This is a genomic window from Actinomycetota bacterium, assembly GCA_030019255.1.
Taxonomy (GTDB): Bacteria; Actinomycetota; Geothermincolia; order Geothermincolales; family RBG-13-55-18; genus Solincola_A.
On record JASEFK010000001.1, the window covers coordinates 147,088 to 170,719 of the forward strand.

The following is a 23,632-nucleotide window of genomic DNA, read 5'->3' on the forward strand; positions in this document are numbered from 1 at the left end:
GCGCAGGGTAGTCTCGCACGGTACCGGAGGGCGAGGGCTACCTTTCTGTCGGTCGTAAACCGAACCAACACCACGGAACCCGACCGCCGTCGGGATGGCGATCTCCGCGTGGCCGGCGACAAGCGCGACAGGAGGCAATAACCCGGTGACCGGGCGCGCGGATGCTTCCGTTTCACACGCCGTCGGTACCCGTGGCCGCTCGAATGACGTATCCCCCAAAGCAAGGTACGCTTTTGGCGGGCGGCGGGTGCCCTTTCTCTACGCTAAGCTGACTTGGTGGGGCCATCCTGCGGTTCAGTTGGAGCAACCCACGCCTTCCCTTATCCCTCCGGCTTGTGGCACTATCAAATCGGAGCCTCCGTTCCCTCCAGGGCACGGAAGAGCAGGATAGAAACGGGAGGAAAGACTTGTCGCCATCCATCGATTCGCTGGTCCAAAAGGTCAAGTCTTACAACGGCAGGGGCGACACCCGGCTCATCCGGGAAGCCTACGAGTTCGCGCGCCTTCACCACGCCCGACAGGTGAGGAAGAGCGGGGAGGAGTTCATCCTCCATCCCCTGGGGGTGGCCCACATCCTGGCCGACCTTCAGATGGACGAGATCACCCTGGCGGCGGCCCTCCTGCACGACGTGGTGGAGGACACGGAGATCACCCTGGACGACGTGCGGGATAAGTTCGGGACGGAGATAGCCGGGATCATCGACGGCGTGACCAAGCTGGACCGGCTCACCTTCCGCAACCGCGAGGAGATGCAGGCGGAGAACTTCCGCAAGATGTTCGTGGCCATGGCCCAGGATATCCGGGTGGTGATCATCAAGTTGGCCGACCGCCTGGACAACATGAAGACCATCGGGCACCTTTCTGAGGAGAAGCAGAAGGAAAAAGCCCGCGAGACCCTGGAGATCTACGCTCCCCTGGCTCACCGCCTGGGCATATCCCAGCTCAAGTGGCAGCTGGAGGACCTGGCCTTCGCCACCCTCTATCCCCTGCGCTTCCAGGAGATCGTCCAGATGGTGGACCAGCGCCGGCCCGAGCGGGAGCGGTACATCGAGGAGGTCAAGAGGGAGCTTCAGGCCCACCTGCGCCAGTCGCACATCAAGGCGGAGATAGAGGGGCGGGTCAAGCACTACTACAGCATCTACACCAAGATGAAGGAGCGGGGAAAGCAGTTCGACGAGATATACGACCTCTTCGCCGTGCGCATCCTGGTGAACACCAAGGAAGAATGTTACACCGTCCTGGGGATGGTGCACTCCCTCTGGCAGCCGGTTCCCGGGCGGATCAAGGATTACATCGCCCAGCCCCGCTTCGGCATCTACCAGAGCCTGCACACCACGGTCATAGGACCGCAGGGTCGGCCCCTGGAGATACAGATCCGTACCCATGACATGCACCGTACCGCGGAATACGGTATCGCCGCCCACTGGCGGTACAAGGAAGCCGGCCGCTCCCAGGACCGGGTGCGGGAGAGGCTGGCCTGGATAAAGCGCATCGTGGAATGGCAGAGGGAGCTTTCCGATCCCAGGGAATTCCTGGAAAACCTGAAGATAGACCTTTTCCAGGACGAGGTCTTCGTCTTCACCCCCAAGGGGGACGTCATCGATCTCCCGCGGGGCTCCACTCCCATCGACTTCGCTTACGCCATCCATACCGAGGTGGGCCACCGCTGCGTGGGGGCCAAGGTCAACGACCGCCTGGTGCCCCTGGAATACAACCTGCGCAACGGGGACATCGTGACCATCATAACCTCCAGCACTTCCCCCGGACCCTCCAAGGACTGGCTGAACATCGTCAAGACCCCCCGGGCCAGGACCAAGATCCGCCAGTGGTTCTCCAAGGAGCGGCGCCTGGAGGATGCCCAGGAGGGGAAGGAGGTGCTGATCAAGGCCATGCGCAAGGCCCGCCTCCCGGTCCAGAAGGTCCTGGGTTCCCACCTCCTGGAGGAGATCGCTACCCAGGAATACGGTTTCACCTCCACGGAGGACCTCTACGCCAGCATCGGCGCCGGTAAGACATCCGCCCAGCAGGTGGTGAACCACCTCCAGAACAAGCTGGGCATAAGCGAGGAGGCGCCGCCGGCTCCGGCACCCCGGCGCCGGCGCAAGCCGCCCGCCTACACCAAGGGAGTGAGGGTGGAAGGGGTGGACAACGTGCTGGTGCGCATCGCCCACTGCTGCAACCCGGTGCCCTACGACCCCATCGTGGGCTTCGTCACCCGGGGCCGCGGGGTCTCCGTCCACCGCGCCGATTGTCCCAACGCCCGCCACATGTTGGAGACCGGATACCGCAGGATAGAGGTGAGCTGGGATACCCGGCAGCCCACCAGCTTCCAGGTGGAGATAAGGGTGGAGGCCATGGACCGGCCGAGGCTTCTGAGGGACATCACCACCGTTCTGGGGGAGTTCCACGTGAACATCCTGACCGCCACCATGAACATAAACAGGGAGAACGTGGCCGTGAGCCGGTTCGTCTTCGAGCTGGCCAACATCAGCCACCTGGAGGACATACTGCGCAACATCCGCAAGGTGGATTCGGTATTCAGCGCCTACCGCGTGATCCCCGGGGCCTGAAGGGGCCTCGCCCTTCGGGGATGATCTCGCGGAAGCCGGAGCCTTTTAGTGTGGAGGGGAAACGGGAGGCTGAGGAGGGATGAGGGCTCTTATCCAGAGGGTATCTCGCTGTACAGTGCGGGTCGATGGACGGGAGGTATCCTCCATCGGGCCGGGTTTGCTGGTGCTCCTCGGCATCTCTACCCGGGATACCCGCGAGGACATCGAGTACATCGTGCGCAAGACGGTTAACCTGCGCATCTTCGACGACCACGAGTGCAAACTGAACCTTTCGCTGGTCGAGAAGGGGGGTCAGGTGATGGTGGTCTCCCAGTTCACCCTCTACGGTGACGTGCGCAAGGGGAGGAGGCCCAGCTACGTGGAGGCGGCACCACCCGAGGTCGCGGAAAGGATTTACGAGGAAGCCTGCGAGGTCTTCGCCGACGCCGGGTTCCCCCCTGCCAGGGGGGTTTTCGGCGCCCACATGGAGGTGGAACTGGTGAACGACGGCCCGGTGACCTTGCTCATCGAGTCCCCGCGGAAGGATTAGGGGCGCCGGGCTGCCCTTGATACCTCGAGATTTCATCCATACCCCCTCCATCCAAGTACCGGATTTTTCCTCCTCATGCCGGGCCTCCCCTGAAGCCTGGCGGGCACGCCCATGAAGGCGGCGCCGGAAAACGATGGCCCGGTAACCCTGCTCACCAGCTCCCCGGTGAAGGTTGAAGCGAGGTGCTCCTTTTGTGATAAGCCCCATCGGAACGGCGGAATTTACCGGCCCTTTTTACGGGAAACTCGGCCAAGGGTTGAGATATTTGGGATAACATGGGATATCATGTATGGACCGGCGAAGAAGAGATTCCGGACCCCGGGCCGCGTGCCTGGGCAGGTCGATCGCCGGAGAGCGGGAAGGCCCTCTACCGACCACGCCGTCGAAAAAGGGATTCCGGAGATTCCGGAGGAGACCATTCCGGAAGAAGAAGAGCGGGACGCGGAGGATACATGTATCTCAAGACCTTGACCATCGGAATGCTGGCCACCAACTGTTACCTGCTGGCGTCGGACGTGCGTTCGCCCGCCGCGGTGATAGACCCGGCGGGGGAGGTGAAGTCCATCGTGTCCCGCCTGCACGAGGACGAGCTGGAATGCGTGGCCATCCTCTGCACCCACGGCCACGTGGATCACGTGGCGGGGGCCGGCCCCCTGAGCGACGCCGTGGGAGCCCCGGTCTTCATCCACGAGGAGGACGCCGGAGCCCTGGCCAGTCCCCGTACCAGGCTGGTGGGGCTGGTGGGAGGGGTCATGGCCACCCGCCCCCGGCAGGTGCGCTACGTGAATGACGGCGACATTATCCGCGTGGGGGAGCTGGCCCTGAAGGTACTGCACACCCCGGGCCATACCCGGGGTGGGGTCAGCTTCTACCTCCCGGGATACCTTTTCTGCGGCGACCTCATCTTCCAGGGTTCCATCGGCCGCACGGACCTCAAGGGAGGGTCCCTGCAGACCCTGCTGCGGTCGGTGAGGGAGAAGGTCTGGGACCTTCCCGACGACACCCACATTCTACCAGGACACGGTCCGGCCACCACCCTGGGGGAGGAAAAGGCCCACAACCCCTTCCTCATGGGGCTGGGTTGAACCGGGCGGGCGGGAGACGGAGGCGGTGAGGACGCCAGGTTCCGAGAGGAGGTGGCGGGGAAACGGTGTGTTGAGTCAAAGGACGGCCGCCGCGGGGTCGCAGGGAGCGGACCGCGCCCCGACGTTATACGCGGTCGGCAAGGGCTGCAGCACGCGGGGCCTTGAGACGGGAGAGGATGAAGGTGTGGGGCGAAGAGAAGGCGCGGCGTAGGAATAGCGCGGACTTCCGGGCTCCCAGGGGAACCCAGGACGTACTGCCGCCGGAGAGCGAGCGGTGGCGCAGGGTACTGGACCTGGCCCACCGGCTTTTCCACGCCTACGGGTACCGGGAGATCATCCTTCCGGTAATGGAATACACGGAGGTCTTCGCCCGGGGCCTGGGGGAAGGGACGGACATCGTGCGCAAGGAGATGTTCACCTTCCTGGACAAGGGGGGCAGGAGCCTGACCCTCCGCCCGGAGGCCACCGCCGGGGTGGCCAGGGCCTTCGTGCAGCACCGCCTGGACAAGGGGGGGCTGCCGGTGAAGCTCTATTACTGCGGTCCCATGTTCCGCCACGAACGGCCCCAGGCGGGGAGATACCGCCAGTTCCACCAGCTGGGAGTGGAACTCATCGGTTCCCCGTACCCCAGCGCGGACGCCGAGGTGATCCTCCTCTGCCACGAGTTCCTGGGCTCCCTGGGCATCGCCTCCCGCCTGGTGGTGAACAGCGTGGGTGACGCGGCTTGCCGTCCGGCCTACGTGGAGGCCCTGCGAGGCTACCTCGAGGGAAGGGCGGGGGAGCTCTGCCCGGACTGCCGCCGCAGGATGGAGGTAAACACCCTTCGGGTGCTGGACTGCAAGGAGAGGTCATGCGCCCCGGTGATCGCCGGGGCTCCCGGACTGGGGGACTACCTTTGTGGGGCCTGCCGGGCGCATCTCCGCGCGGTGGAGGAAATCCTGGGCGCCGCGGGGGTGGATTTCTCCCGCGAGGAGAGGCTGGTGAGGGGCCTGGACTATTACACCCGGACGGTATTCGAGTTCCAAGACCCAGAGCTGGGCGGACAGAATGCCCTGGCCGCTGGGGGGAGGTATGACCACCTGGTGGAGGAGATGGGAGGGGAGCCCGTCCCCGCGGTGGGGTTCTCCGTCGGCCTGGAGAGGGTGATGAACGCCGGGCCGGTGCTTCCCGAGGGTGGCCGGGAAGGGGTTTACCTGGTGGCCATCGGGGAGGAGGCACGGAGGCGCGCCTTCCTGATGGCCCGCGGGCTGCGGGCGGAGGGATTGCGCTGCGACCTCGACCACATGGACAGGAGCCCCAAGGCCCAGATGAAGGAGGCCGACCGCCAGGGTTACCGGTACTGCCTGATCCTGGGAGAGGACGAACTCAAGGGGGATTACCTGACCCTGCGCGACCTGGAGGAAGGAGCCCAGGAGAGGCTGGAGGCGGGCGGGAACCGCTGGCTGGAGGCGGTAAAGGAAAGGCTGGGGAGGTAACGGCGGGAAAATAAACCCGAAGGGGTCAGCGCGAGGCGCGGTATGGAAACATCCGGTCGGGAGCATGGACACGGTAATGGTCATCGTCGGTCGGGTCTCGAAACGGCGAAAAACCTAAGACGGCGACGAGGAAGGACATGGAGGATATGAAGGACGGACGCTGGGAGAAGAGGACCCGTTACTGCGGCACGCTGCGTCCCGCGGACGTGGGACGGGAGGTGGTCCTCAACGGCTGGGTGCAGACCAGGAGGGATCATGGGGGGGTCATCTTCCTGGACCTGCGGGATATAACCGGCCTGGTGCAGGTGGTCTGCAACCCGGAGGTAAGTCCCGTGGCGCATGCCACCGCCCGTCAGGTGCGCAGCGAGTACGTCCTCTCCTGCCGGGGGGTGGTGCGCGCCCGTCCCGCGGAGTCGGTCAACCCGCGCCTAGCCACGGGAGAGGTGGAGGTCATGGCCGAGGAGGTCACGGTCATTAGCTCCTCGCTCACCCCACCCTTCGAGATCGAGCCGGGAAGCGGGGTGGAGGAGACGCTGCGCCTCCGCTACCGTTACCTGGACCTGCGCCGTCCCGACATGCAGGAGGCCCTGGTGCTGCGCAGCAGGGTGACCCAGGAAGTGCGCAATTTCCTGATTTCCAGGAATTTCCTGGAAATCGAGACCCCCATGCTCACCAAGAGCACGCCGGAGGGGGCGAGGGACTTCGTGGTCCCCTCCCGCCTGCAGCCGGGCAAGTTCTACGCCCTTCCCCAGTCCCCGCAGCTCTTCAAGCAGCTGCTGATGGTGGCCGGTTTCGACCGCTACTTCCAGATAGCCCGCTGTTTCCGGGACGAGGACCTGCGCGCCGACCGGCAGCCGGAGTTCACCCAGATAGACCTGGAAATGTCCTTCGTGGACCCCGAGGACGTGATGTCCCTCATGGACGAGATGTTCGCCCACCTCTTCCGGTCCGTGCTGGGAGTAGAGCTCGCCGTTCCCTTCCCCCGGCTGACCTGGAGGGAAGCCATGGAACGATACGGGACCGACCGCCCGGACCCGAGGTGGGGGATGGAGATGAGGGACTTCTCTCCCCTCTTCCGGGAGACGGAGTTCAAGGTCTTCCGCTCCGTGCTGGAGGCCGGGGGGAAGGTAAGGGGCTTCAAGGTAGCGGGCATGCGGTCACCGGCCCGGCGCGAGCTGGACGGGCTGGTGGACGAGGCGCGCCGCCTGGGAGCGGGCGGGCTGGTGTGGATGGTCCGCGAGGGGGAGGGGTTGAAGTCCCCCGCCGCCAAGTTCCTGTCCTCGCGGGAGACCGAGGGCGTGGTACGCAGCGCCGGGCTGGAGGAGGGCGAGGTGCTGCTCCTGGCCGCCGGGGGCGAAGAACTGAACGACGTCCTCGCCGGCCTGCGTTCCTACTGCGCGGAACGTTATGCCCCTCCTCCGGAGGAGAGATTCGCCTTCACCTGGGTTACCGAGTTCCCCCTCTTCGACTGGGACGAGGAGGAGAAGCGCTACAAGAGCAACCACCACCCCTTCACCGCCCCCAGTGCCGGGTGCCTGGAATATCTGGAGGAAAGGCCCCTGGAGGTGACCTCGGATTCCTATGACCTGGTGCTCAACGGGGTGGAGCTGGGTGGGGGGAGCATTCGAATCCACGACCCGGAACTGCAATCCAGGATCTTCGGCATCCTCGGCCTCTCCGAGGAGGAGGCGGCGGAGAAGTTCGGTTTCCTGCTGGAAGCTTTCCGCTACGGCCCGCCGCCCCACGGGGGGATAGCCTTCGGGCTGGACCGGCTGGTGATGATCATGGCTGGCAGGGAGTCCATACGGGAGGTCATCGCCTTCCCCAAGACCCAGTCCGGCTCCGATCCCCTCACCGGAGCCCCGGATGCCGTCTATCCCCAGCAGTTAAGGGAACTGCGCCTGCGGCCGATTTGAAAGGCGGGTGGTCCGCCGATCGGTTCCGGCACGAGGGAGGGGCGATGGATATAACCCTGGCCAGGTACGCCGGCTTCTGTCCCGGGGTGAGGAGGGCCATACGTATGGCCAAGGAGGTCCTGCGGGACCCGGAGAGGCCGGCTTTTTCCGTAGGCCCCATCATCCATAATCCCCAGGTGGTGGAGGAGCTGGAGAGGAGGGGCCTGCGGGTCCTTCCCGAGGACCCGAAAGAGTGGGAGGCGGCCGAGCTGGCCGGCTCGCGGGTGATCATCAGGTCCCACGGCATCCCGCCCCACTTGGCGCAGAGGCTGGCGGACCTGGGTGCCGAGACGGTGGACGCCACTTGCCCCACGGTGAAGAAGGCCCAGAAGGCGGCCATGCGCCTGGTGGGTGAGGGGTACCACCTCTTCATCGTCGGTAACCGTGAGCATCCCGAGGTGGAAGCCATCCTGGGACACGTGAACCGGGACGCCGTGGTCATCAAGGAGATAGAGGAGTTGAAGGAGTGGTGGGAAGGGCAGACCCGCATGGTGAGGAAGGTCGGTATCATCGCCCAGACCACCGTGGACCTGCTCACCTTCCGGAGCTTGGTGGAGGGCCTGATAACCGAGGTCCCGGAGATGATCCGGGAGGTGAGCGAGATGAAGCTCATAAACACCCTGTGCCGCAATACCCTGGCCCGCCAGGCGGAGGCCCTGCAGCTGGCGCTGGCCCACGACCTGGTGGTGGTGGTGGGGGGAAGGAACAGCTCCAACACCGAGTTCCTGCGCAAGATCTGCGAGACGGCGGGTGCCCGGACCGTGAAGGTGGAGACCGCGGAGGAGCTGGACCTCTCCGTCCTGGAAGGGGTCTCCCGGGCGGCGGTGGTGGGAGGAGCCTCCACGCCCCGGGAGAGGCTGGAGGAGGTCAGGCGCCTGCTGGCCTCCCGTTAGTCCCGTACCCGTGCCGCTCCGGCAGTCCCTTCCCCGGGCCTCAAGACCATGACCATCAGTTGGCGGAGTCTCTTTTCCCGGGAACACCGAGGATCTTGTGATGATGAGGCTCCAGCTTTTCGAACCGCCATCCGGTAGGGGGTGTGGGCTCAACGCCGTGTAAAGAAACGGGAACTCGGCCCGTCGATGCTCCTCGAGGACCGCATGAGAGACGCGATGCGGATTTCGTGACCAAAGGAACACCGGAAACCGTTTTTCCACCGATAGTCGTCCCGTCCGGCAACCGGAAGATTGATGGACACATATCCCGACTCCTTAACCTTATGCTAAAATGTAAACAGCGGTTGTCGGGCTCGACCTTGTGCGTTGTGCGCCGTGGATTATCGTTGAGCCAACACTTCGATAAAGGGAACCGCTTTCCGCCGGTGGACGTAATGCCCCCAACCCGGGTGGGGGACTACGGAGACCCGCGGTAGGTGCCCACGTGCGTGGGTGCAGGTTCAAGATAGCGGCGCAGACGGCAAGGTGGGGTCCGATTTATTTTTTTGGGCCCATGGGTTGATAATACAGATGAATTCCCGGGACAGCGGGGGATGGTGATGGACCTTTTCGAGGCGGCGAGGGAGAAGTTGAGGGAGTCCGAGGCACCCCTGGCCCTCCGCATGCGGCCGCGTACCCTGGAGGAGTTCGTGGGCCAGGAGGAGGTGGTGGGTGAGGGAACTTACCTCCGCCGTGCCCTGGAGGAGGACCAGCTCCAGACGGCCATCTTTTGGGGGCCGCCGGGTTCGGGGAAGACGACCCTAGCGGCCGTCATCGCCCGCATGACCCAGGCCCACTTCCAGCAGATATCCGCGGTGGAGAGCGGTGTGGCCGAGGTGCGCAGGCTCATCCGGGAGGCGGAGGACCGGCGGGCCATGCACGGGCAGCGCACCATCATCTTCATCGACGAGATTCATCGCTTCAATAGGGCGCAGCAGGACGCCCTGCTTCCCGCCGTGGAAGACGGCACCATCGTCCTCATCGGGGCCACCACGGAGAATCCCTATTTTGAGGTTAACTCCGCGCTGGTCTCCAGGAGCAAGGTCTTCCGCCTCCGCCCCCTGGGGGAGGAGGAGATCAGGAAGATCTTGGAAAGAGCCCTGCGGGACCGCGAGAGGGGGCTGGGATCCTTGGGCCTGGAGGTGGACGAGGAGGCCCTGAGGCATATCGTGCGCATCTCCGGAGGGGACGCCAGGGTAGCCCTGAACACCCTGGAAGCGGCCGCCCTCCTCTCCCGGGAGAGGGAGGGACGAAGGCATGTTGACCTGCGGGCTGCGGAGGAGGCGGCGCAGCGCAAGGCCCTGCTCTACGACAAGTGGGGCGACGCCCACTACGACATCATTTCCGCCTTCATCAAGTCCCTGCGGGGTTCCGATCCCCATGCCGCCGTGTACTGGCTGGCCCGCATGCTCCAGGCCGGCGAGGACCCGCGCTTCATCGCCCGGCGCATGGTCATCTTCGCCTCCGAGGACGTGGGCCTGGCGGACAGCGGGGCCCTGCAGGTGGCTACCGCCGCCGCTCAAGCAGTGGAGTTCGTGGGCCTGCCGGAATGCCGCCTCAACCTGGCCCATGCCGCCCTGTACCTGGCCTTGGCCCCCAAGAGCAACTCGGCGCTGAGGGCTATATCCGCCGCCGACCGCGAGGTGGCCGAGGGCATGACCCCCCCGGTACCCGCCCACCTCCGGGATGCCCATTATCCGGCGGCGTCCGCCCTGGGGCATGGCAAGGGCTATCTCTACCCGCACGATTTCCCCGGCGGCTACGTGGAGCAGTCCTATCTCCCGGAGGGGATGGAGGACAGGGAGTTCTACCGACCCGGGGGGTCGGGAGAGGAAGCCCGCATGGTGGAGGAGTGGAGGAGGCGGAAAAGGGAGAAGGGTTCCGGGAGAGGAGAGGACCATAATCCGCCTCGAGGTGATTGAGGAGGCCGGTTCCACGTAAAGAAAGGGCTATGCGGGGAGAATTGAAAGGCTCACCGGGGTTCTCGCCCGGAGCCGCGTGAGGAACGGCCGGCTTTTAAAGAAGACGCCTCCCCGTTACCAATGACGATGCTGCGAACCTGCAGGAATCACCGGCAGATGGAAAAAGATCGATTGAACTCATTTTCATCCCGGCGAAACGAGCAAGACACACGGGAGGGGGGCGTGAGCTCCCGGTTTCGTTGACACCCCGAATGAGCGGGTGCTATCCTCGAAAAGCCCGGAGAACTGACCAGGAGCGAGAAGATGTACAGCGACAAGGTCATCGAACACTTCCAGAATCCCCGCAACGTGGGCTCCATACCCGATTACGACGGGATGGGAAAAGTTGGCAGCGAGGTCTGCGGGGACATGATGGAGGTCTATATCAAGGTGGAGAACGGCCGCCTAGTGGACGTCAAGTACAAGACCTTCGGCTGCGGTGCGGCGGTGGCCTCCGGGAGCATGGGCACGGAGATGGTCAAGGGGAAGACCATCGAGGAGGCCCTGCGGATAACCGACGAACAGGTGGCGGAGGCGCTGGATGGCCTACCGCCTGAGAAGATGCACTGCTCTAACCTCGCCGCGGACGGCATAAAGGCCGCCATTCGGGATTATCTTTCCCGCCGGGAGGGACGGGGCGGTGAAGGCTGAGGAGGTCCATCCTTGGGTGGAGTAGCCGCCCTGATCTGTGCCGCGTCCTTCGCCCTCTTCATGCTCTCCCTGGCCACGGTGGCCTGGAAGCTATCCCGCACCATGGCCTTGACCAACCGCATACTCGACGATATCCGGCGGGAAACCCTCCCCCTGCTGGGCAAGCTGCAGACCACCATGGACCACGTGAACCGGGAGATGGAATACGTGGACGGGGTCCTGGAGGCGGTGGAGTCTCTGGCATCCAGGCTGGACTCCATGACCAGTGCTGCCCAGCAGCTGGTTAGCTCGCCGCTGGTCAGGTTCCTGAGCCTGGGAATCGGCGCCCGCAGGGCCTTGGGGAATCTCTCCCGGGCGGGAGGCGGCGGGGAGAACGGAGAGGCCCGGGAGGTCTGATCCCGGCGGGAGAACCGTGAAGACCCCACGGACAAAAGGGATCCTGGTCTTTAGTCCGGCGGACGCCCTGGCACGGCCAAGAGGCTTAGAGCACTGCCTTCCACGGCGTGGTCCCCACGGAGGAGCTTTCCCCCGGAAGCCGCTGGCAGGGTTCAGGGCGGGGTGCGCTATCGGATAAAATAAGCCATCATGGCCCGGACCCTCGTGCGCCTGCAGTGACCGGCGGGCGGAAGGACGGGAACGGGCCGGAAGCGGAGTCAGCCGGTCGCCTCCGGTGGAGACGGTCCCTGGTCGGGACGCACGAGGCGAAAGGGAGGAGGACTTGAAGAGCGGGGAGATAAGGAGGAAGTTTCTGGAGTACTTCCGGGAGAAGGGTCACCGGGTGGTGAAGAGCTCGTCCCTCATCCCCGATGACCCCACCCTCCTGCTCACCAACGCGGGAATGGTGCAGTTCAAGCCCTATTTTCTGGGGCTGGAGAAACCGGAGTTCACCCGGGCCACCACCTGCCAGAAATGCGTGCGCACCACGGATATCGACAAGGTGGGCCATACCGCGCGCCATCTCACCTTCTTCGAGATGCTGGGGAATTTCAGCTTCGGGGACTATTACAAGCGCGAGGCCATACCCTGGGCCTGGGAATTCCTGGTAGGAGAGATGGGGCTGGACCCCGGCCGGATGTACTGCTCCGTTTTCCGCGAGGACGACGAGGCCTACGAGATATGGCGGGACGTGGTGGGAATCCCGGAGGAGCGCCTGGTGCGCCTGGGGGAGGAGGACAACTTCTGGGACATGGGCACCACGGGACCCTGCGGCCCCTGCTCGGAGATCATCTACGACCAGGGGGAGGAATTCGGGTGTGGAAGGCCGGATTGCCGGGTGGGCTGCGACTGCGACCGTTACCTGGAATTGTGGAACCTGGTCTTCATGCAGTTCGAGAGGGACGAGAAGGGCGAGCTGCACCCCCTCCCCTCCAAGAACATCGACACCGGGCTGGGCCTGGAAAGGCTGGCATCGGTGCTGCAGGGGGTGCCCAACAACTTCGAGACCGACACCCTAGCCGCCGTCCTCCAGGCGGTCTCCTCCCTTTCCGGGGTGAGGTACGGGGCGGAGGAGAAGAGCGACGTATCCCTGAAGATCGTGGCCGACCACTCCCGGGCCTTCACCTTCATGGTCGGCGATGGCATACTCCCCTCCAACGAGGACCGGGGTTACATCCTGCGCCGGTTAATCCGGCGCGCCGTGCGTCACGGAAGGCTCCTGGGCATCGAGCGCGTTTTCCTGCCCGACCTGGTGGAGGTGGTGGTGGAAACCATGGGAGAGGCCTATCCGGAACTGGTCAAGAACCGGGCCTTCATCGCCTCCATAGTGCGCAGCGAGGAGGAGAGGTTCACCCAGACCCTGCGCAGCGGACTGGCCTATTTCCAACAGGCGGTGGAGGAGCTGCGGGAAAGGGGCGGCAATACCATCCCGGGGGAGGTGGCCTTCCACCTCCACGACACCCTGGGTTTCCCCCTCGAGCTCACCCGGGAGCTCTCCCGGGAGCAGGGCCTTTCCCTGGACGAGAAGGGTTTCGCGACCCTGATGGAGGAACAGCGAGAAAGGGCCCGGGCGGCAAGGGTGGAGGAGGGATATGCCGCCCAGGTGCAGGAGATTTACGGCGAGGTGCTGGACAACTACGGGGAGACCCTCTTCACGGGGTATGAGACCCTCGCGGAGAGGGCCCGCCTGGTGGCGGTGGTCAGGGAGGGCCGGGCCGTGGCGGAGGCCGTGGAAGGGGAGGAAGTGGAGTTCTTCCTGGACCGCACGCCTTTCTACGGCGAGAAGGGAGGACAGGTAGGGGACCGGGGGGTCATCCGTTCCGATTCCGGGGAGGCGGAGGTGATGGACACCTATCATCCAGCCCAGGGCCTGACCTCCCACCGGGTGAAAATAAGGCGGGGCGCTTTTTCGGTGGGACAGGCGGTGGAGGCGGAGGTGGACAGGGAGAGGCGGCTGGCCATCCGCCGCAACCATACCGCCACCCACATCCTCCACTACGCGCTGCGCCAGGTCCTGGGGGAACACGCCAAGCAGGCCGGTTCCCTGGTGGAACCCCACCGGCTGCGTTTCGACTTCACGCATTACGCGCCCCTGACCCGGGAGGAGCTCCAGCGGGTGGAGGAGCTGGCCAACCGCCTGATAATCGAGGACTACCCGGTGCGCGCCTACGTGACCACCTACGATTACGCGGTGAGCATCGACGCCGTGGCCCTCTTCGGGGAGAAGTACGGTGAGTACGTGCGGGTGGTGGAAGTGGACGACATAAGCCGGGAGCTGTGCGGGGGCACCCACGTGGCCAGGACGGGAGAAATCGGTTTCCTGGTGGTGGTGAGCGAGGGAGGCATCGGGGCCAATATGCGGCGGATCGAGGCGCTCACCGGCACGGCGGCTTACCGCTTCTTCCGCCGGAGGCAGGATATCCTGGAGGAGATGGCCTCCTCGCTGCGGGTGGAAGTGGACAGGCTCCCGGAAAGGGTGGAACGCCTCCGGGAGCGCCTGCGCGAGCTGGAGAACGAGCTCAAGAGGAGGGAGAGGGAGGAGGTTTCTTCCCTGGCGGAGAGAAGCGGCGCCTGGCGTGAGGAGGAGGTGAACGGCAGGCGCCTGCTCTGGGCGGAGGTCCCCGGGCTGGACGCCCAGGGGCTGAGGGAGCTGGCGGAGAGGACCTTAGCCCGCCGCAGCGCAGCGGCGGTGGCCATAGCCTCGGTGAGGGAGGATAAGGTGGGCCTGGTGGTGAACCTGTCCAGGGACCTGGTGGAGGCGGGCTTGAGCGCCGTGGACTTGGTGAGGAGGGGCGCCTCCTTGCTGGGAGGCGGAGGGGGCGGCCGCCCGGACATGGCCGTAGGGGGAGGTTCCCGGGTGGACAGGGCGGAGGAGGCCCTGCGCGCAGTGGGCGAGGAGATAAGGCGGAAGCTGGAAGGAACCCATGCGTAGCCTGGGGCTGGATATCGGAAGGCGCCGCATAGGTGTGGCCCTTTCCGACCCGCTGGGAATATACGCCTTTCCCCTCGAGACCCTGCCCGGAATGCCCCCCGAGGAGCTGCGCGCTTACGTGGAAAAAAGGGCCGGGGAAGGGGTGGACACGGTGGTCCTCGGGCTCCCCCGGACCCTTCGGGGTCACGAGGGAAGCGAAGCGAAAAGGGTGCGCGCCTACGCCAAGGCGCTCGCTTCCCTGGCCGGGTTGCGCGTGGTGATCTGGGACGAGAGGATGTCCACCGTGGAGGCCGAGAAGAGGCTGCGGGAAGCGGGACGCCTAAAACGGGGCAAGAAGGTGGACGCCCAGGCGGCGGCGGTCATCCTGCAGTCCTATCTGGATGCCGGGAGAAGAGGGAGAGAGACGGAAGGAGATGAGTAATTTCCCGGAGAGACCCGGAGACGGTATCCCCAAGGATGACGGGATCCTCTCCGCGGAGGAGCCACCGCCGGAGGGGGAGAAGGAAACGCCGCGGTTTTCAGCAATGCCGCGCCCTTCAGGGGATGCGGAGGGCGCGCTTCCGGGAAGAAGAGCCGGGGCGCGGGCGTTCCGGGTGGCTCACCACCGCAGGAAATACGCGTTGCTGGCGGCGCTGACGGTCCTCCTGCTGATGGCCGGAATCCTTCTCTTCCGCCATTACTTCTGTCCCACCCGTGGAGAGACACCCGTACGCGTGGTCATAGAGGAGGGCGAGAACGCTTCCTCCATTGGAGAGAAGCTGCATGCGGAGGGGGTGGTCACCTCCGCCACCCTCTTCCGGATACTGGCCTGGTTTCAGGGCCGGCAGGGGAGGTTCCGGGCCGGGCATTACCTCTTATACCCCGGCATGCGTTACGGCGAGGTGTTCTCCATCCTCGAGGCGGGACCCAATTACCAGGTCCGCTTGACCATCCCCGAGGGGCTCACCGTGGAGCAGACGGCGGAACTGGCGGCGCGGGCGACGGGCATGGAGGCCGGAGAATTCCTGGAAGCTGCCGCGGCGGGCGACTACCAGCTGGAGATCCTGCCCGAGGAACAGAAGGGGAACCTGGAGGGCCTGCTTTTCCCCAAGACCTACGAGCTGCCCGCGGATATCGCTCCCCGGGAGCTGGTGGAGGTCCTCCTCCGGCAGTTCCAGGTGGAGACGGCGGGGCTGGACTGGTCGCGGGCAGAAAGACTGGGCGTGACCCCCTACCAGGTGATCATCGTCGCTTCCCTCATCGAGAGGGAAGCGGCGCTGGAGGAAGAAAGGCCGCTGGTGGCGGCGGTGATCTACAACCGCCTGCGCCTGGGGATGCTGCTGCAGATCGACGCCACCGTGCAGTACGCGCTGCCGGAATGGAAGGCGGTGCTCACCTACGAGGACCTCAAGACGCCTTCCCCCTATAACACCTACCTCCACAAGGGGCTGCCGCCGGCGCCCATCTGCAGCCCGGGCCTGGCCAGTATCAGGGCGGCCCTGGAGCCGGCGGACGTGGACTACCTCTACTATGTGGCCACGGGAGGCGGGGGCCATTTCTTCACCGCCGATTACCAGGAGTTCCTGAGGGTCAAGGAAGAGGTGCAGCGCAAGTAGGCAGCCCGCTCGAGCTCTCCCGGAAGCCCGGTCCCGTATGGCAATTTCCACCAGGTCCCCGGTGGCGCGCATGAGGCCTTTCATGTTTAATAATTGAAGGAAGACGGGGGAGCGGCGGAAAGGGTCGGGGGCGGCTTGCGCGGGGGAAGAGGCGTCGAGGGTCCGCCGCGAGGGTGGCCGCCGTGCAGCGCGGGTCTCAAGGGCGGGTGAGGATGGAAGAGGAACTGGACATACTGACCGGCAGGTGGAGGGCCCTGAGCGAGGTTCTCGCCGTCCTGGACCAGGCCGGAGGGGAGGTGACCGGGAGGTCCACGGCCCAGCTCATGTATTTCGCCGGCAAGGACCTGGGGAAGAGGGAATCCGCCGCCCACGACCGCACGGAGGACCTGGAGCGCGCCCTGAGGTGGGTATTCCCGGGCCGGGAAGAGGTGTGGAAGGTCTCCCTCTGGAAGAATCAGGAAGACGAGGACTACTGGGTCTTTGAGGCCGAGGAGATGCTGGTGAGGCTCCTCTTCGAGGAATGCCCCCTGCGCCGCTCCTGCCTGGCTTCGGGGATTCCTCTCGGGGGTGTGGCCTGCCAGGCGGTGCACGGTTACGCCGCCGGGATGCTGCAGGAGATCTTCGGGCGCCGCGTGGACCTGCACACCCAGCACGCCGGGCCCGGGGCCTGCCTGGTGGTCCTCAAGACTACCCTGGGGTGAGACATGGACATCGCCCTTCTCTCGCTGAGTTCCTGCCTGGGGTGCCAGATGGTTTTCCTCAGCTTGGAGGAGTACCTTTACGGCCTCATCGGAGAAAACCGGGTGGTGTACGCCCCCTTCATCATGGACCGGAAGGAGCTGGACCACGCCGACCTGGCCCTGGTGGAGGGCACGGTGAGGAACACGGAGCATTTCCTCCGGGCCCGGGAGATCAGGGAGAAGGCGGACCGCGTGGTGGCCTTGGGGACTTGCGCCTGTTTCGGCGGGGTCCAGGGGCTGGCGGATCTCTATCCCGAGTACCGCCTTATCAAATCTCGCTTCGGGGACACCGCCTTCGAGGGCGGGCCTCAGGGGGTTAAGAGGCTTTTGCCCCTTGATTCCTTCATCCGGGTGGATGCCTATCTTCCCGGCTGTCCCCCTCCCGCCGCGCTCATGGAGGGATTTCTTCGGGCGGCGGTCTCGGGGGACCGGCTCTCGAGGGAGGGCGCGACGGTATGCGCGGAATGTCCGGTGACCTCACCGCCCCTCCCGCAGCCCGGGCCGCGGCGTCTTACGGACGGCTCGGGCGAGCCCGGGAAATGCCTCCTCGAATCCGGATTCATCTGCCTGGGCCCCCTGACCCGGGACGGTTGCGGGGCGATCTGCCCCTCGGGGATGGGCGTTCCCTGCCGGGGATGCCGGGGGCCCGCCGGACGGGTGCTGGAGCGCGCCGACGTTGAGGCGGAGACGTCGAGGAGGCTGGCCAGGGCCACGGGCAGGAAGGAGGAGGAGATCAGGGCCGAGGTGCCCGATCCCGCCCACACCTATTACCTCTTCTGCCTCGCGGAACCGCTGCTGCGGAGGCGCCGTTCAGGAGGAACCTCCCCTTACCTGCACCGCCTGGGGGAGTAAGGTGGTTTTCAGGTGGCAGAAGGATCGTCCATGGGAGATGAGAGGACGCGGTTGAGGATATGGCCGAGCTGGTTATAAAGCCACTGACCAGGATATACGGCAACGCTTCCCTGAGGGTGGAGACGGAGGAGGGCTCGTCGCCGCGGGCCCGGTTCTCCGCCTTCGGATACCGGGGTTTCGAGATGATGGCCCGGGGGGTATACGTGGACAACCTGGTGCCCCTGGTCTCCCGGATCTGCGGGCCGGATTCACTGTTCCATCAGGCGGCCGCCTGCCTGGCGGTGGAAAGGGCTCTGGGGGTGCAGGCGCCTCCCGCGGCCCGGTCCTTGCGCGAACTGGCACTCTGGGCCCAGCTCTTCGAGCGCCACGCGGTCTCGCTTTCCGTGCACAGCCTGCCCGACCTCCTGTTCCCCTCCTCGGATCCCGGCTTGCGCAACCTGGTGAGCATCTACCGCGTGGACGAGGAGGTGGTGAGGAGGCTGATGTCCCTGAAATCCCTGGGTACCGCGGTGCTTCGCGAAGCGGGAGGGACGCCGGTGCACGGGGTGAACTTCCGGCCCGGGGGCGTGGTCCGCGACCTCCCGCCGGAGTCCAGGGAGAGGCTGGCGGACAAGCTGAGGTCCGGGGAGCCCCTCCTGCTGGAGACGGCCAGGCTGGTGAAACTTCTCCTGAGGAGGAGCGAGGAGACGGTGAGGACGGCGGGAAGCATCGACGGTTCCTATCTAGCCATGCGTTATCCGGGTGGAATGGAGATAACCGGGGGTGGACCAGCGCTGTACGTTCCCGGAGTAGAGGGAGTGGCCCCGCAGCCCATGGAAGATCTGGGGGAGAGGTTGCGCGAGGAACCCTCGGTCCACGGCCACGTGGTCTATGCCTTCCTGGAGGGGGCGGAGGAACTGCGGGTGGGTCCCCTGGCGCGCCTGAACGTGAACGGGAGCTACGGTACCCCCAGGGCGGACGAGGAGCTGGCCGAGGTGAAGGAGACCTGGGGTTTCCCGGTGCGGTATCCCATGGTGGCCCACGCGCTGAGGATGCTGGAGATGATCCATGCCTGGGAGAGGATGCTCGAACTCTTGAGGGAGCCGTCCCAGGGCTCACTCGGCGAGAACCTGAATCCGGGGGCGGGGAAGGCACGGGTATATCTTGAAGCCCCGGAAGGGGGGCTGGTGTACGGATTGGAGCTCGGCGAGGATGGCCTGGTGGAAAGGCTTTCCATCGTCTCCCCCCTGCAGTTCAACCTCCGGAGCCTGGAGAGGTCGCTGGCGGAGGCCTTTGCCGGCACCGGAAGGGAGGGCGGGGAGAAAGTGGCCGACGTCCTGCAGATGGTGGTGAGGGCTTACGCCCCCTGCATCCCCTGCGGGGTGCACTGATTGCCGGGAGGAGGACCGGGATGGCGGACGGACGGCGGATAGTCGTAGACGAGGCCCGGTGCATAGGCTGCTGGGAATGCGTGGAGCTCTGCCCGCAGACGCGGGGGACCCAGTTTCCGGTCTTCGAGAAGGGGGAAAGGGTACCGCGGGTGGTAAATCCAGGCAGCTGCCTGGCCTGCCTTACCTGCGTGGAGGGATGCCGCTCACAGGCATTGACCGTCGACGGCCGAAGGCGGTGGGAGGGGTACGTGGACCCGAGGGCCAGGAGCAAGGAGGAGGTCATCTATTGAGGGCGATGCCGGCGCGGAATACCCTGAAAGCCTCACCGGAGAACCGGTAGGCTAGCGAGAAAGGGAGCGGGACCGGGCGGAGGCAAAGGCGAGGGCAGAAAGGCGCCGGGGGCTTGAGGCGCTTTGGCGTCGATTTGCGGCCGGGGTAGAGCCTGGGCACGTCGGGGGCAGGGCCTCGGCGGCACGGAAGGTGACACGGAAGACGGCGAGGGGTGCCCAGGTTACCTCGGGCGTGAAGATAGGGATAAAATACGGAAATGAGGCGGCCATCTCGTTAAGAAAAAGGTGGAAATGTCGATACTTAACCATTGGAGTAAGAAGTTAACTTTACTATAATTAAACAACAGTATTAACGGACACGGGGGGCTTCCGGGTTCGGTTAGACCCCACGAACCCGTGAAGGAGAAAACGGATGGAAGGTTGACGGGAGCCTAAGAGGGTTATTCCCGGGGCAGGAGGTGGTGCGGTTTGCCCGATCTAAGGAAGGTTCTGGAGGAACTGGTGGCCACTGGTACGGTTCGGGCCGCGCTGGTGGTGGGAAGGGACGGGTTCATCATCGAAACCGCGGGCGAAGACGCCTCCCACCTGGAGGCCGTGGGCGCCATAGCCCCCAGCTCGCTGGGGGCCGCAGAGGTTATCGGGCTGGAGCTCGCCCAGGGCCCCATGTCCCAGGCCATGTTCGAGTTCGAGAAGGGCGCCATCCTCATGAGCGCGGTGGGAACCGATGCCATACTGGTATCCATCCTGCCCGCGGGAGCCAACCTGGGGAAGGCGAGGTACGACATCCGCAAGTTCCTTCCCGTCATCGAAAGCTCTCTGTGACCCGTGGGTGACTGAAGCCTGGCGGCGGGATACAAACCGTTACGGGAGGTTGACTTGGTATCGGACCGCATCGAGAAGATGAACTCCGTGCTCCGGCAGTTGAGGTCCAACCTGCCGGAGATAGAGGCGGCGGTGCTCATAAGCTCCGATGCCATGGCCCTGGCCTCGGACATGTCCGACGAGGCGGACGAGGAGATGATCGGCGCCCTTTCCGCCTCTGTCCTATGCATGGGCGAGAGGGCCGCCCGGGACCTGAAGCGCGGCTCCCTGGAGCAGGTTTACGTAAAGGGGGACCAGGGTTACCTGCTTCTGGTGCACTGCGGTCCCGATGCCCTGCTGTCCCTGCTGGTGAGGCCGGAGGCCAAGCTGGGAGTGGTCTTCATGGAGGCTAAGCGCACGGCGGAGGAACTCTCCGCCCTGTTCCAGTGAAGCCGGGGCCCGAAAAATTCAAGGCAGGAGATCGTAGTCACTTCGGGAGGTCGGATACTTGGCAGAATCAAGGGAGGCAAAGCTGCGCAGCGCGCTGAGCGAGCTGGTTTCCAAGTCCGCGGAGGTGGACGCGGCTGCAGTGGTGAGCATGGACGGTCTGGTCATGGCTTCGGTGCTTCCCAATACCCTGGAGGAGGACCGCTTGGGCGCCATGTCCGCCGCATTGCTCAGCCTGGGGGAGAGGACCTCGGAGGAGTTGGGGCGGGGCGAGCTGGCCCAGGTTTTCGTGGAGGGCAAGGAGGGATACGTCTTCCTGATGGCCGCGGGAGAGGACGCGGTGTTGACAGCCCTGGTGCGCAAGGGGAGCAAGCTGGGCTTGGTGCTCTACGACGTCAAGGGGGCGGCGAAAAAGATCGCCGAGATAATCAAGTCCGAGTTCCGCATCGAATACGAATAATACGAATAAATGGGCGGGCGAAGCCCGCAGGGGGCGGCCGAGGGGAGCAAGCAGAAAAGGGGCATCGGTTATATATTGTTATTTATGGAGGGAGTTTCCCTTCCTGGTGGGAAACACGTCCCCTTGGTTCCTGGACAATCCGAAAGAGGAAGCGAACCGGAGGTGGGTTGGCGGCAAGGGGAGTTATCAAAAGGGCAACGTTGTACGAATAAATATAAATGGATGATCACTTGGAAAGTTCGGAAACGGTATCGCCGGAGGATCAGGGATAATCCGGCGAGAGGAGTTGAGCCATGGCTCTAAAAGGAAGTTTAAAGGATTTCAGCCTTCCTGACCTGTTTCAGCTCCTGAATTTTGGAAAGAAGAACGGTACCCTCAACCTCATCCGAGGGCAGGCCAGGGGTTACATATGCTTCCGTAACGGCGAGGTCTTCTTCGCCACCACCAACTGGAAAAGGCAGTCCCTGGGCATGAAACTGCTGGGGGCGGGGATCATCACCCGAGCCCAGCTGGAGGAGGCCCTGGAGCTGCAGAAGACCACCGCCAGGGGGCAGCGGTTGGGCCAGCTCCTAATAAGGCTGGGCTACATCACCAAGGAGCAGCTGGAAGTCTTCGTGGAGGAGCAGATCCAGGACGCCGTCTTCGAGATGCTCCGCTGGACGGATGGCGAGTTCGAGTTCCAGCCGGGCGTGGTCTTTCCCGAGGAGGACATAGGGCTCTCCATCAGCACCGAGGAGCTGATCATGGAGGGCTCGCGTCGGCTGGACGAGTGGAACCGCATCGAGAAGAAGATCCCCAACCTCGACGCGGTCTTCAAGATGACCTCCATGCAGGGCAGGGAAGCCGCCCAGATAAGCCTCACTCCCGAGGAGTGGATGGTCCTGACCCACGTGGACGGCGAGAAGACGGTGCGCCAGATAGTGGAACTGACCGGCATGAGCACCCTGCACACGTGCAAGATCCTCTACGGGCTAATCAGCTCCGGGCTGCTGGAAAACGTCACCCCGGATCGCGAAGAGAAGGAGGCCGAAAGCCGCCTGGAGAGGCTGGCTCGAGAGCTGGAGGCGGCAGGGGGCGAGGAGAGGGTCATGGAGGTACCACCCCTGGAGGAGCTTCCCGAGCTGGAGGAGATCTCCGCTCCCGAGGAAGCTGTCTCCGGGACGGAGAAGGAAGGGGCCCTTCCCGCCGGGGTTGCTGTGACCGATTCACTCGCCTCCACGCCAGTGCCTGAGAGGGAGGAGGTCCTCGAGGGCCGACCGGTCACGGGTGTCGAGGAGACGGTAGGCACGGTCATGGACCGTTCGGCCGCGGAGGAGGCCCCGGAGAAGGCGGTTCCCGAACCGGAGGCGGTCGTCCTGGAGGAAGCCGTTGAAGAGCCCGCGCTTCCACCCGAAATTTCCGTGGTGATGGAGTCGGGAGCCGCGATGGAGGTTGGCACGGAGCCCGAGGAGTCCCCAGAGGAGGCAGTCCCCGGGGGACCTCCGAAAGCGGTGGAGATCGAGCCCCTGGAGATAGAGATCGGCGGGGATTCCGAGGGAGAGATACTCATCGAGGAGGAAATCGCCGGGGTATCCACCGAAGCGGTTCCCGGACCTGAAACCGCGGACGTAGGTGCCCAACAGGGCTCCCTGCGCCTCCTGGAGGAGGAAAGGAAAAGGGAGGAGCAGGTCATCCAGCAGATGAAGAAAGCCGCCCTGGAGGAGAGCGAGGAGGCGGAAAAGGCGCTTCAGATCGAGAGCAAGGAAGCGGAGCTTGAGGAGCTGAAGCGGAAGATAAGCGCCCTGCTGCCGGAAGGGGTGGGCCTGGAGGAACCGGGGGAGAGGCCTTTCCCTCCGCTGGAGAGGCCTTCGCCTACACTGGAACGCATGACCCGTGAGAGCGCCGAGGCGCGGGCGGCCAAGAGAGCCTACCTGGAGAAAAAGTACGGGAAGATAGCCAGGTTGGCCAGGGAGGAGGAGATACCGGAGCTGGAACCCGAGGAGATTCCCGAGGAATGGAAGAGCCACCTCAGGAAGACCTCCGGGGAAAGGACAGAGGAACCGTTCACCATAAGGGGTCCGGTAACCCCCGCGCTGGATCCCTCCAGGATACTGGGAAGCACGTTCCGTACCCGATCAAAACCCGCCGAGGAAGAAGTGGAGGACGCTCGCGGGACCGGTGTCGGAGAGGAAGCGTCTGCCGCCGTGACTTCCGCGCCTTCCGAGGAAGTCTCCCTCCGCGCGATGAGCGAACGGAGCCTGGATGAGATCCTGGCCGGTCTGGGCGGCCCGAAAGGAGAGAAGAGCGCTTCGACGGTGAGGATACCCCTCGAGGAGCTGGAGAGAAGAACGGGATATGCTCCCGAGGAGGAGGCCACTCCTTCCGGGGCGGGAGCCGAGGTCCTGGAGAGGGTCATGCTCGAGGACCTCCCCGCGGAGGAGGCGGTGAACGCGGAGGCCGTCGCCGAGACCCCCCGTGCGGGCCTGGGGATGGAGGCCCGGCCGGAGGAGAGGGAGGCCGGGGCGGGAGCCGAGGTCCTGGAGAGGGTCATGCTCGAGGACCTCCCCGCGGAG

Annotated in this window: 21 protein-coding genes and 1 other RNA gene; all 22 read left to right on the top strand. The window is 64.9% G+C overall.

What is annotated here, in order from left to right:
- Positions 1-407: 407 nt before the first annotated feature.
- Positions 408-2,570, top strand: coding sequence for a bifunctional (p)ppGpp synthetase/guanosine-3',5'-bis(diphosphate) 3'-pyrophosphohydrolase (locus tag QME84_00680; protein ID MDI6872791.1), 2,163 nt, complete (start codon positions 408-410; stop codon positions 2,568-2,570).
- A gap of 79 nt (positions 2,571-2,649) precedes the next feature.
- On the top strand, positions 2,650-3,099 hold the full coding sequence (gene dtd / locus QME84_00685) for a D-aminoacyl-tRNA deacylase (GenBank protein ID MDI6872792.1): 450 nt from the start codon (positions 2,650-2,652) through the stop codon (positions 3,097-3,099).
- Between the two features lie 111 nt (positions 3,100-3,210).
- On the top strand, positions 3,211-3,570 hold the full coding sequence (locus QME84_00690) for a hypothetical protein (GenBank protein MDI6872793.1): 360 nt from the start codon (positions 3,211-3,213) through the stop codon (positions 3,568-3,570).
- Positions 3,552-4,184, top strand: a complete 633-nt coding sequence (locus tag QME84_00695) for an MBL fold metallo-hydrolase (GenBank protein MDI6872794.1) — start codon at positions 3,552-3,554, stop codon at positions 4,182-4,184. The genes QME84_00690 and QME84_00695 overlap by 19 nt, the downstream gene beginning before the upstream one ends.
- A 176-nt stretch (positions 4,185-4,360) precedes the next feature.
- Positions 4,361-5,659, top strand: coding sequence for a histidine--tRNA ligase (gene hisS, locus QME84_00700; protein MDI6872795.1), 1,299 nt, complete (start codon positions 4,361-4,363; stop codon positions 5,657-5,659).
- 146 nt (positions 5,660-5,805) lie between these two features.
- Positions 5,806-7,575 (top strand): aspartate--tRNA ligase, encoded by a 1,770-nt coding sequence (gene aspS, locus QME84_00705; protein ID MDI6872796.1) that lies wholly within the window; start codon positions 5,806-5,808, stop codon positions 7,573-7,575.
- A 44-nt stretch (positions 7,576-7,619) separates the two neighbouring features.
- Positions 7,620-8,507, top strand: coding sequence for a 4-hydroxy-3-methylbut-2-enyl diphosphate reductase (ispH, locus tag QME84_00710; GenBank protein MDI6872797.1), 888 nt, complete (start codon positions 7,620-7,622; stop codon positions 8,505-8,507).
- Positions 8,508-8,862: 355 nt separating this feature from the next.
- Positions 8,863-9,041, top strand: a non-coding RNA gene (gene ssrS, locus QME84_00715) — 6S RNA.
- A gap of 65 nt (positions 9,042-9,106) precedes the next feature.
- A complete protein-coding gene (locus tag QME84_00720) occupies positions 9,107-10,468 on the top strand; it encodes a replication-associated recombination protein A (protein MDI6872798.1) in 1,362 nt (453 codons plus the stop codon).
- Positions 10,469-10,771: 303 nt separating this feature from the next.
- A complete protein-coding gene (gene nifU / locus QME84_00725) occupies positions 10,772-11,158 on the top strand; it encodes a Fe-S cluster assembly scaffold protein NifU (protein MDI6872799.1) in 387 nt (128 codons plus the stop codon).
- A gap of 12 nt (positions 11,159-11,170) precedes the next feature.
- Complete coding sequence (locus QME84_00730) at positions 11,171-11,554, top strand: DUF948 domain-containing protein (protein ID MDI6872800.1); 384 nt, start codon at positions 11,171-11,173, stop codon at positions 11,552-11,554.
- Positions 11,555-11,876: 322 nt separating this feature from the next.
- The gene (gene alaS / locus QME84_00735; protein MDI6872801.1) at positions 11,877-14,525 is read left to right on the top strand and encodes an alanine--tRNA ligase; all 2,649 of its coding nucleotides are present in this window, start codon (positions 11,877-11,879) and stop codon (positions 14,523-14,525) included.
- A complete protein-coding gene (gene ruvX, locus QME84_00740; GenBank protein ID MDI6872802.1) occupies positions 14,518-14,946 on the top strand; it encodes a Holliday junction resolvase RuvX in 429 nt (142 codons plus the stop codon). The genes alaS and ruvX overlap by 8 nt, the downstream gene beginning before the upstream one ends.
- A 199-nt stretch (positions 14,947-15,145) precedes the next feature.
- Complete coding sequence (gene mltG, locus QME84_00745) at positions 15,146-16,120, top strand: endolytic transglycosylase MltG (protein ID MDI6872803.1); 975 nt, start codon at positions 15,146-15,148, stop codon at positions 16,118-16,120.
- 212 nt (positions 16,121-16,332) lie between these two features.
- Positions 16,333-16,821, top strand: a complete 489-nt coding sequence (locus QME84_00750; protein ID MDI6872804.1) for a hypothetical protein — start codon at positions 16,333-16,335, stop codon at positions 16,819-16,821.
- Positions 16,822-16,824: 3 nt separating this feature from the next.
- A complete protein-coding gene (locus tag QME84_00755) occupies positions 16,825-17,712 on the top strand; it encodes a hypothetical protein (protein ID MDI6872805.1) in 888 nt (295 codons plus the stop codon).
- Between the two features lie 59 nt (positions 17,713-17,771).
- A complete protein-coding gene (locus tag QME84_00760; GenBank protein MDI6872806.1) occupies positions 17,772-19,082 on the top strand; it encodes a nickel-dependent hydrogenase large subunit in 1,311 nt (436 codons plus the stop codon).
- Between the two features lie 20 nt (positions 19,083-19,102).
- Positions 19,103-19,372 carry a 4Fe-4S binding protein gene (locus QME84_00765; protein MDI6872807.1) on the top strand — a complete coding sequence of 90 codons (270 nt, stop codon included), beginning with the start codon at positions 19,103-19,105 and terminating at the stop codon, positions 19,370-19,372.
- Positions 19,373-19,840: 468 nt separating this feature from the next.
- Positions 19,841-20,194 (top strand): roadblock/LC7 domain-containing protein, encoded by a 354-nt coding sequence (locus QME84_00770; protein ID MDI6872808.1) that lies wholly within the window; start codon positions 19,841-19,843, stop codon positions 20,192-20,194.
- 54 nt (positions 20,195-20,248) lie between these two features.
- Entirely contained in the window at positions 20,249-20,623 is a 375-nt protein-coding gene (locus QME84_00775) for a roadblock/LC7 domain-containing protein (GenBank protein ID MDI6872809.1), read from the top strand.
- A gap of 58 nt (positions 20,624-20,681) precedes the next feature.
- On the top strand, positions 20,682-21,080 hold the full coding sequence (locus QME84_00780; protein MDI6872810.1) for a roadblock/LC7 domain-containing protein: 399 nt from the start codon (positions 20,682-20,684) through the stop codon (positions 21,078-21,080).
- 293 nt (positions 21,081-21,373) lie between these two features.
- Positions 21,374-23,632 (top strand): DUF4388 domain-containing protein (locus QME84_00785; protein MDI6872811.1); only part of this gene is annotated, 2,259 nt, incomplete at its 3' end.

Coding starts and splice junctions, on each gene's coding strand:
- dtd (MDI6872792.1), top strand. CDS start 2,650: ATGAGGGCTCTTATCCAGAGGGTATCTCGCTGTACAGTGCGGGTCGAT.
- QME84_00690 (MDI6872793.1), top strand. CDS start 3,211: ATGAAGGCGGCGCCGGAAAACGATGGCCCGGTAACCCTGCTCACCAGC.
- QME84_00695 (MDI6872794.1), top strand. CDS start 3,552: ATGTATCTCAAGACCTTGACCATCGGAATGCTGGCCACCAACTGTTAC.
- hisS (MDI6872795.1), top strand. CDS start 4,361: ATGAAGGTGTGGGGCGAAGAGAAGGCGCGGCGTAGGAATAGCGCGGAC.
- aspS (MDI6872796.1), top strand. CDS start 5,806: ATGAAGGACGGACGCTGGGAGAAGAGGACCCGTTACTGCGGCACGCTG.
- ispH (MDI6872797.1), top strand. CDS start 7,620: ATGGATATAACCCTGGCCAGGTACGCCGGCTTCTGTCCCGGGGTGAGG.
- QME84_00720 (MDI6872798.1), top strand. CDS start 9,107: ATGGACCTTTTCGAGGCGGCGAGGGAGAAGTTGAGGGAGTCCGAGGCA.
- nifU (MDI6872799.1), top strand. CDS start 10,772: ATGTACAGCGACAAGGTCATCGAACACTTCCAGAATCCCCGCAACGTG.
- ruvX (MDI6872802.1), top strand. CDS start 14,518: ATGCGTAGCCTGGGGCTGGATATCGGAAGGCGCCGCATAGGTGTGGCC.
- QME84_00750 (MDI6872804.1), top strand. CDS start 16,333: ATGGAAGAGGAACTGGACATACTGACCGGCAGGTGGAGGGCCCTGAGC.
- QME84_00755 (MDI6872805.1), top strand. CDS start 16,825: ATGGACATCGCCCTTCTCTCGCTGAGTTCCTGCCTGGGGTGCCAGATG.
- QME84_00760 (MDI6872806.1), top strand. CDS start 17,772: ATGGCCGAGCTGGTTATAAAGCCACTGACCAGGATATACGGCAACGCT.
- QME84_00765 (MDI6872807.1), top strand. CDS start 19,103: ATGGCGGACGGACGGCGGATAGTCGTAGACGAGGCCCGGTGCATAGGC.